Below are 8,485 nucleotides of genomic sequence, written 5' to 3'. Positions count from 1 at the left end.
GGGGCCCCCCCCCCCGCCTCTTCGTATGCCTGCCGGTTCGTGTGCCCGCAGGTTCGCACGCCTTCCGGTGCGCTTGTCCTGCGGGTACGTCCTGCGGGTATGCCTTCCGATGCCCGTACGGCTCCGTGACCCTCCGGTGGCGCTCTGCCTCAGATACGGACCTGGACGGCGCGGGCCAGCCGGTCGTGCAGGCCGCGGCCGTCACGGTCCCAGACCAGGGCCGGGATCACCAGGCACAGCAGCACGCTCCGGACGACCACCCGCCCGAGCGCCAGCCGGCCACCGTTCTCGGCGACGACCCTGATGCCCAGGATTCGCTTGCCCGGCGTACAGCCGATGGTCCCGACGGTGAGCACGCTCAGTACGAGGAAGATGCCCACCGCCCAGTTGCCGGCCGCCTGCTGGTCACCGCGAGCGAACAGCCCGTATGCGATCAGCAGGCACAGGGCCCAGTCGATGAAGATCGCGCCGAAGCGCCGGCCGAGCGGTGCCACCGAACCCGGCCCGTTCTCGGGCAGGCCGAGTCGCTTGCCCCGGTGGCCGAAGTCGGCCCCCATCTCCTCGGCGGCCGCGCGCGGCCCGGAGAGCCACGATCCGATTGCTTGCCTGTTGTCCACCCGAACACGGTACTGCGCCCTCCCGGACGGGCTGCCGGGCGGGGGCCCGCTGCAGGCCCCCGGAACAGCCGGGAAAGGGGCCCGTAACCGGCCACGAGGTGCCGGTCACACCCGGCTCGGTTAACTTCTGCGAAACAAATGGGTCATGCTTGAGAAATCCGGTCTGCCTATGGTCGGGTCCAGCGTGTGCCACCGCACTGGCCGCACCACGAGCTACAACCCCGTCCCTCCCGGGCCGGGAGTAGGAGGAGTTGGATGTTCCAGAACGCCGACGACGCGAAGAAGTACATCGCCGACAATGACGTCAAGTTCATCGATGTCCGGTTCTGTGACCTGCCCGGTGTGATGCAGCACGTCACCGTCCCGGCGGCGACCTTCGACCCGGCCGACGAGCTTGCCTTCGACGGCTCGTCGATCCGCGGCTTCCAGGCCATCCACGAGTCCGACATGGCGCTGCGCGCGGACCTGTCGACCGCCCGTGTCGACCCCTTCCGGCGCGACAAGACCATCAACATCAACTTCTTCATCCACGACCCGATCACCGGCGAGCAGTACAGCCGTGACCCGCGGAACGTGGCCAAGAAGGCCGAGGCCTACCTGGCCTCCACCGGCATCGCCGACACCGCGTACTTCGGCCCCGAGGCCGAGTTCTACGTCTTCGACAACGTCCGCTTCCAGACGTCGGCGAACGAGAGCTTCTACCACATCGACTCCGAGGCCGGCGCCTGGAACACCGGTGCGGTCGAGAACAACCGCGGCTACAAGGTCCGCTACAAGGGCGGCTACTTCCCGGTCCCGCCGGTCGACCACTTCGCCGATCTGCGTGCCGAGATGTCCCTTGAGCTGGAGAACAGCGGCCTCCAGATCGAGCGCCAGCACCACGAGGTCGGCACCGCCGGCCAGGCCGAGATCAACTACAAGTTCAACACGCTGCTCGCCGCGGCCGACGACCTGATGCTCTTCAAGTACATCGTGAAGAACGTCGCCTGGCGCAACGGCAAGACCGCGACCTTCATGCCGAAGCCGATCTTCGGCGACAACGGCTCGGGCATGCACGTCCACCAGTCCCTGTGGGCCGGCGGCGACCCGCTGTTCTACGACGAGCAGGGTTACGCGGGCCTGTCGGACATGGCCCGCTACTACATCGGCGGCATCCTCAAGCACGCCCCGTCGCTGCTGGCGTTCACCAACCCGACGGTGAACTCCTACCACCGCCTGGTCCCCGGCTTCGAGGCCCCGGTCAACATGGTGTACTCGCAGCGCAACCGGTCGGCCGCGATGCGCATCCCGATCACGGGCTCCAACCCGAAGGCCAAGCGCGTCGAGTTCCGCGCCCCGGACCCGTCGTCCAACCCGTACCTGGCCTTCTCCGCGCTGCTGATGGCCGGCCTCGACGGCATCAAGAACAAGATCGAGCCCGCCGAGCCGATCGACAAGGACCTGTACGAGCTGGCTCCCGAGGAGCACGCGAACGTCCAGCAGGTCCCGACCTCCCTCCCGGCCGTCCTGGACGCGCTGGAGGCGGACAACGAGTACCTCCAGGCCGGTGGCGTCTTCACGTCCGACCTGATCGAGACCTGGATCGACTACAAGCGCACCAACGAGATCGCCCCGATCCAGCTGCGCCCGCACCCGCACGAGTTCGAGCTGTACTTCGACCTCTAGAAGGCGGGGTGGGCCGAGCCGGCCCCAGGGCTCCGAATGGGATCAACTCGATCTCGCAAACAGCAGCAGCGAGGGCCGCTGCCCCATACCTCGGGGCAGCGGCTCTCGCCATGTCACTGGCTGTTCGCCGGGCTACAGGTTCGTCGCCGGCTGGCCCGCAGGCGGCTGACCGGCAGGCGGCTGACCGGCAGGCGGCTGGCCCGCAGGCGGCTGGCCCGCAGGCGGCTGACCGGCAGGCGGCTGACCGGCAGGCGGCTGACCGGCAGGCGGCTGGCCCGCAGGCGGCTGACCGGCAGGCGGCTGACCCGCAGGCGGCTGACCCGCAGGCGGCTGACCCGCAGGCGGCTGACCCGCAGGCGGCTGACCCGCAGGCGGCTGACCCGCAGGCGGCTGACCCGCAGGCGGCTGACCCGCAGGCGGCTGGCCCGCAGGGACCGTGTTGCCGGTCCCCGCGACGACGGAGCCGCCGATGGTGGAACCAATGACTTGGTTCAGGTTGTTGTTGTTGATTGTCTGAATTTGGTTTATCACCGTCTGCGACAGACCGAGGCTTCTCCCCGTGGCTTGCACCGCCGCCGCGCCCTGCGCCGCCGCCTCTTGCGGGGAGGCGCCCCTGCTTCTCGCCGCTTGTGCCGCGTTCGCTCCGGCAGCCGCAGCAGCGGCTGCGCCACCGGCCGATGTCGCCGATCCCCCTCCGGCGCAGGCCACAGAGCCTACGGCGAAGTTGCCTGTACCCGATACAGTGAACGGTCCTATACGACCGTCAGCACCAGGGCGCAGCGTCATCCCCCCGGGGGAGACGGTGAAGGTCGCGTTGGGGTCGAAGTTCTCCCCCGTCAAGGTGTTCGCCACTACCCGACATGCCTGCGCCGGAGCAGCGGAAGCAGGCGCGACAGCGGTCGCAGCCAGACCCCCGACAAGCGCCACTGTCGCGGCAGAACTCAGGAAGACTTTTCCTCTCACGGCTTTCCCCTTTCGGCACTGTGCTTTCTCGCTGTCCAGCTCACGTGTCATCGTGAGCAGCAGTCCCCAGCCACGGCGTCACGCTGACGTGACGCCGCTGCGATGACGGGACCGGAAGCAGCAACTCCAGGCGGAATCCTGGAATCCCTCCTCTTCAAGCTTGCACACACTTCTTGAGGATGTCGCACCGAAGGATTTCCCGGATTCAACCAGTCCTGCCTGGAGAGTTGAGGCTGGTGTCGTACGCAATGGACCGGCATGAGACCGGGCCGAACGATACGATGGTTGCCAACGCCCAGTTCTGGTCGCAGTTCCACGAGCAGCTCTGGTCGTACGAGAATCCGTCCCCGTCGAGCTCATGATGCCGAGGCCACTGAAGCCCCAGCACGCCGATGGGGAACTCCAGTTCACCCCGAGCCTTTGAGCTGATGGACATGAAGAAGAGAACTTTGCGGAACATCAGCGTCGCAGCGGCGGCCACCCTCTTGACCGCCGGAATCTTGGGCACATCAGCGAGCAGCTCCTTTGCCTCGCAGCAGAATTCCCAGACCGCACCTTCGGTACTCAAGTGCTACACGCTCATCGACAATCCGGACGAGGTCGTCTGCTACCGGCTTTCGCAGCGGGCTCTGAATACGGGAAGCGAGATCGTGTTCTTCCCGTTCCTCATCCAGGTGCCCACGCCTTCGGATGCCCCGGCTCCGGTCGTCGTGCCTGTTCTGCCGCCGGATCTGACTCCAGGGGATTCGTTCAACGGTTCGTGACAGTCGCGCGCTGTCGCGGTGCGTGTGGTGCGATCAGTGCCGCAGAGCCCGTCCCACCTCGGCCTTGACTTCTCCTGACAGCTTGCGGTTGCTGCGGGCCGTGGCGTCCTTGGACGCCTTGGCGCCGACGTCGTCGACCGTCACCACGACCATGTCGAGCAGATTGCCGCTCGCATCACGGAAGTTGACCTGCACCGCGTACGACTTCTTCGAGTCGGCGCTGTTCTTCACGGTGACCTTCACGGTGGCGCGGCCGTCGCCGTCGGTGCTCGGCCTGCCCAGCTCGACGTCGCTCTTGGCGTTCACGCCGTTCTTGAAATTGTGCAGCTTCTCGCCGGCGGCGGCCGTCGCCGAGGCCACCACGTCGGCGCCGCGGGATGCCGCCGACGCCGCGGCGGACGCGGCCTCGGACGCCGTGCTGGATGCGCTGCCGCCGCCGTCGGAGCAGGCTGCGGCGGTCGACATCACGGCCGTCGTCAGCAGTGCGGCCCACAGACCTCGCGCGGCTTTCCTCGTCATCGTGCCTCCCAGCGCTCGCCACTCCCCCTTCGCCCATCGCCTCAGTCAAAAGGGCGGCGGCACGGGCCGCATGCGGGGTACGCCGGACGGGTGAGCCGAGGGCGGTGTCGATTCGCGGTGCGGTACGGGGCGGACGAGGCTGGGGGGATGAGCGATCACCGCAGGACGGTCGGCGCCCCCGGGGGGAAGCGACGTCGGCGGCGGTGGCCCTGGGTGCTGCTCGTGGGCGTGCTCGTGCCGGCCGTCGCCGGCGCCGTGGCCGTCGAGGTGACGGCCGGTGCGCTGTCGAGGGAGGGGACGAAGCCGCTTCGGATCACGTACGAGGTCACCGGCACCGCCAGGGACGTCACCGTCACCTATCCCACCTGGCGCGACGGAGACCTCTCGACCGCGCGGCTGACTCTGCGGACGCTGCCGTGGGCCGGGGAGACGCGGACCAGGGGCTTCATGAGCGGCGGCTCGTTCGCCGTCACCCTCGGGGCAACGGGCGGTGAGGTCGCCTGTGCGGTGACGGTGGACGACAGGACCGTCCGGACGGCCACCGCCTCCGGGGCCTTCGCCACGGCCACCTGCGGCGGGTTCTGAGCCCGGCCGCCCCTTGCTGCCCCTGTACGTGACCGTGTCCCCGGGCCGCGGAGGGCTCGGGGACACGGTCACAGGGTGCGCCGGACGTCAGCGGCCGTAGCGGATCAGGGCGCGGACCATGCGGCAGGTGGTGTCGGACGGCGGGTGGATGCCGATGCGCTCGGCAGTCGTACGTATCTTGGCGTTGGTCGCGGTCGACGGGTAGTAGACACCCGTGTCGAGCAGGGCGATCGCCAGGCGCATGGCCTTCAGGCGGCGGTTGTGGGAGACGTACCACTCGCGGGGCCGGCCCGCGGGGAGCGGCTTCTTCTTCAGGGGCTTGTGGAGCGGCTTGGTCGTGACTGCGGCAACGGCCATGGGCAACCTCCTGGCACCATCGTGGAACCCTCACGAACTGCCTCCATTTTACTGCCCGGCACTGACAATCGCCCCTGGCCAGAAGGGCTTTCGGGGATCCCTCGCGTACCGTTGACCCCATGGAGATCTGGATCAATCCCGCCTGTTCCAAGTGCCGCAGCGCGGTACAGCTGCTCGACGCGGAGGGTGCCGAGTACACCGTCCGCCGCTACCTGGAGGACGTGCCCTCGCCGGAGGAGATCCGGGCCGTGCTCGACCGGCTCGGGCTGGAGCCGTGGGACATCACGCGGACGCAGGAGGCCGACGCGAAGGAGCTCGGGCTCAAGGAGTGGCCGCGCGAGGCCGGTTCGCGTGAGCGGTGGATCTCGGCCCTCGCCGAACACCCCAAGCTCATCCAGCGGCCGATCATCACCGCGGACGACGGGACCGCCGTCGTGGGGCGCACGGACGAGGCGGTGCGCGACGCGCTCGGGCGCTGAGCGGCCGACCCCTGGCGGGGCCTACGGCAGCCCCCGCGAGGCGCGGTCCACAGCCGGTGCGAGGCATGCACGGCGGCCCGCGCGACGGCCCGTCACCCGATGAAGTCCGCTATCCCGCGGTTCAGTTCGGCGGCCGTCGGCCCGTGCAACGGCAGGGTGTGGTGCGTCGCCGCGGGGATCGTCGCCGTCGTCACCCGCGGGAGCAGCCGGGCCGCCGCGGCGGCGACGCGGGCCGGGTCATGGGCCCGGCCGCGTCCGGCGAGCAGGACCAGGGTCGGTACGTCGAGTCCGCGCAGGGCCTCGGGTGCGGGGCGGGGGCCGGTGACCGGTCGGCCGGACGGGAGGCCGGCGGCCGCGTCGCGCAGCCGCAGCCAGGCCGGGCCGAGCGCGGCGCCGCCCGTCTCCCATTCCAGGAAGGCCCGGGTCCGCTTCGCGCTCGGCCGGAGCAGCATCGGCAGGGCGTGCAGCAGGTAGCCGGGCCGGAAGCCGGCGAAGCACTGGGTCGGGTCCACCAGGACCAGCTTCCGGACTCGGTGGGGCGCGTGCAGGGCGTAGTGCAGAGCGATCCAGGCCCCGTAGGAATGCCCGCCCAGCGCGGTGCGGTCGGCACCCAGTCCGTCCAGTACCCCGTCGAGCCATGCCGTCAGGTCCGCCACCGTGCGGATCGGGCGCTCCCCCGCGACACTGCGGCCCGGCTCCCCGATCAGGTCGACGGCGTGGACGCGGTGTGTCCGGCCCAGGTGGGCCGCCTGGGCGTACCAGACGGTGGAGGTGGCCCCGCCGCCGGCCAGCAGCACCAGGGGCGGGGCGTCCCCGGGGCCGCAGCTGTTGACGTGAGTGGTGCCGTACGGGGTGGGGATCCGGGAGTACGTCGTTCCGGCCGGCCAGTCGTTCGCCAGGACCTCGTCGTACGCCTCGTCGAACGACGTGGACGTCATGGCTGCCTCCTCGGTCGTGACCGCTTCTGCCGACCCCCGATATTATCTCGCTCAGCGAGACAATGGGCTTGTCGAAGAGGAAGGGACGTCGATGGACACGCGGGAGGGTCCGGGGCTGGAGATCGTCCATCTGCTGCGCAGGGTGACGGTCGAATTCGGGCTGCGCCAGGCCGAGTTCGCGGCCCTTCACGACATGCACAGCACCGATGTGCGCGCTCTGATCTGTCTGCTGGACGCCGAGCGGTCGGGCACGGACGCCACCGCCGGGTGGCTCGGCGCACAGCTCGGGCTCAACTCCGCGGGCACCACCGCCGTCATCGACCGGCTGGAACGGCTCGGCCATCTCACCCGCACCCGAGACCCGCGCGACCGGCGGCGGGTGCTGCTGGCGGTCGACGAGCGGGCGGTGGAGCTGGGGTGGGCGTTCTTCGGGCCCCTGATCGAGTCCACGGTGGCGGCGCTGCGCGACTTCGACGAGAAGGAGACGGCCGCCGTGCGGCGCTTCCTGCACGCCGCGCACGAGGCGGTGACCTCGATCCCTTGAACATCCCCGGGGCGTTCAGCCGCTCCCGGAGACCGGGGCCCGCTCCCCCGCCGCCGGCCGCCGACCGGGGCGGCCCGGCGCCCGGCGCCGCCCCGGCCGCCGTGCCGCTACGCCCCCGCCTGCCTCTCCGCCTCGGCCAGCAGCTCCGTCAGACGCAGCCCGAACCGTACGTCGCACGGGTGTGGATCCCCGGTGCGCGCCGAATGGATCAGGGCGTCGACCGCCGCCCGGAACGCGCCGACCGCGCCGTCCCACCGCGGCATGGTGACCGTCCCCTCCTCGCCCCTGAGCTCGATCTCCGTACCGACCGCGCCCACGGGCGCTCCCAGCGCGAGCGTCACCGTGCTGGACGCGCCGGAGCTGTGGCGGAGGACGAGGTGGGTGGTGTCGGACGGGCCGCGGGCCGCGGTCAGCGCGGTCACATCGCCCAGCACCGGGATCAGGACCGACAGGGCGTGCGGGCCGACGTCCCACAGGCCGCCCTTGTCGCGGCGCCACGGCGAGGCGGCGTACTCACTGGTCGCGCCGGGGGCGAACAGTGCGCCGATCCACTCGGCGCGGGCGGTGAACCAGCCTTCCAGCGCGGCCTGTTCGGCGATCCAGGCGGATGTTTCGGCCGCGAACCGCAGAGTGCAGAAGACGATTGAGGCGACCCCGGTCTGTTCGACGGCCCGGACGACCTCGCGGGCTCCCGCGACGGTGGTGGCGACCGGTTTGTCCAGCAGCAGATGACGGCCGGTGGCCGCGGCACGGGCGGCGAGCGGGGCCTGGACGTCCGGCGGCAGGGCGAACGCGACGGCGTCACTGGCGGCGAAGAGCTCGTCGATGCCCGCCTCGCCGGTGTACGCCTCGGTGCCGTGCGCGTCGGCCAGCTCCTGCGCGGCCTCGGGACGGCGGCCCCACACACCGCTCAGTACGACGCCGGGATGGGCGGCGAGGGCGGGGGCCTGGGTGTTCCGGGCCCAGGGGCCGGTACCGACCAGGCCGATGCGCAGGGGGGTCGCGGGAAGTGTCGTCATGGGGCCAGTCTGCCGGTTTCACCCGGGCGATCCGG

Annotated in this window: 10 protein-coding genes; 5 read left to right on the top strand and 5 right to left on the bottom strand. The window is 70.5% G+C overall.

Features of this window, described 5'->3' with window-relative positions; translation table 11 throughout:
• Positions 1 to 149: 149 nt before the first annotated feature.
• On the bottom strand, positions 150 to 617 hold the full coding sequence (locus AADR41_RS29825; protein WP_342284575.1) for an RDD family protein: 468 nt from the start codon (positions 615 to 617) through the stop codon (positions 150 to 152).
• A 255-nt stretch (positions 618 to 872) separates the two neighbouring features.
• Between AADR41_RS29825 and glnA the strand changes: the two genes are divergently transcribed.
• A complete protein-coding gene (gene glnA / locus AADR41_RS29820; protein WP_326765192.1) occupies positions 873 to 2,282 on the top strand; it encodes a type I glutamate--ammonia ligase in 1,410 nt (469 codons plus the stop codon).
• A 1,391-nt stretch (positions 2,283 to 3,673) separates the two neighbouring features.
• Positions 3,674 to 4,009 (top strand): hypothetical protein, encoded by a 336-nt coding sequence (locus AADR41_RS29815; protein ID WP_342284572.1) that lies wholly within the window; start codon positions 3,674 to 3,676, stop codon positions 4,007 to 4,009.
• A gap of 33 nt (positions 4,010 to 4,042) precedes the next feature.
• Here AADR41_RS29815 and AADR41_RS29810 read toward each other — a convergent pair whose 3' ends face one another.
• A complete protein-coding gene (locus AADR41_RS29810) occupies positions 4,043 to 4,528 on the bottom strand; it encodes a hypothetical protein (RefSeq protein WP_342284571.1) in 486 nt (161 codons plus the stop codon).
• 147 nt (positions 4,529 to 4,675) lie between these two features.
• Between AADR41_RS29810 and AADR41_RS29805 the strand changes: the two genes are divergently transcribed.
• On the top strand, positions 4,676 to 5,113 hold the full coding sequence (locus AADR41_RS29805; RefSeq protein WP_342284570.1) for a hypothetical protein: 438 nt from the start codon (positions 4,676 to 4,678) through the stop codon (positions 5,111 to 5,113).
• Positions 5,114 to 5,200: 87 nt separating this feature from the next.
• On the opposite strand, the gene AADR41_RS29800 is transcribed toward AADR41_RS29805, so the two are convergent.
• Entirely contained in the window at positions 5,201 to 5,470 is a 270-nt protein-coding gene (locus tag AADR41_RS29800; RefSeq protein WP_326742355.1) for a hypothetical protein, read from the bottom strand.
• 119 nt (positions 5,471 to 5,589) lie between these two features.
• Here AADR41_RS29800 and AADR41_RS29795 point away from each other — a divergent pair, with 119 nt between their 5' ends.
• Complete coding sequence (locus AADR41_RS29795; protein WP_342284568.1) at positions 5,590 to 5,949, top strand: arsenate reductase family protein; 360 nt, start codon at positions 5,590 to 5,592, stop codon at positions 5,947 to 5,949.
• A gap of 92 nt (positions 5,950 to 6,041) precedes the next feature.
• Here the strand turns inward: AADR41_RS29795 and AADR41_RS29790 are convergent, their stop codons facing one another.
• Positions 6,042 to 6,887 (bottom strand): alpha/beta fold hydrolase, encoded by an 846-nt coding sequence (locus AADR41_RS29790; protein WP_342284567.1) that lies wholly within the window; start codon positions 6,885 to 6,887, stop codon positions 6,042 to 6,044.
• A gap of 91 nt (positions 6,888 to 6,978) precedes the next feature.
• On the opposite strand from AADR41_RS29790, the gene AADR41_RS29785 reads away from it, so the two are divergent.
• Complete coding sequence (locus tag AADR41_RS29785) at positions 6,979 to 7,431, top strand: MarR family transcriptional regulator (RefSeq protein WP_342284565.1); 453 nt, start codon at positions 6,979 to 6,981, stop codon at positions 7,429 to 7,431.
• 107 nt (positions 7,432 to 7,538) lie between these two features.
• On the opposite strand, the gene AADR41_RS29780 is transcribed toward AADR41_RS29785, so the two are convergent.
• The gene (locus AADR41_RS29780; RefSeq protein ID WP_342284563.1) at positions 7,539 to 8,450 is read right to left on the bottom strand and encodes a Gfo/Idh/MocA family protein; all 912 of its coding nucleotides are present in this window, start codon (positions 8,448 to 8,450) and stop codon (positions 7,539 to 7,541) included.
• Positions 8,451 to 8,485 lie beyond the last annotated feature (35 nt).

It is taken from the genome of Streptomyces sp. CLV115 (genome assembly GCF_038448545.1).
Lineage (GTDB): Bacteria > Actinomycetota > Actinomycetes > Streptomycetales > Streptomycetaceae > Streptomyces > Streptomyces sanglieri.
Note: the sequence above shows the minus strand (reverse complement) of the source record. Positions and strands in the feature narration are given on the sequence as shown.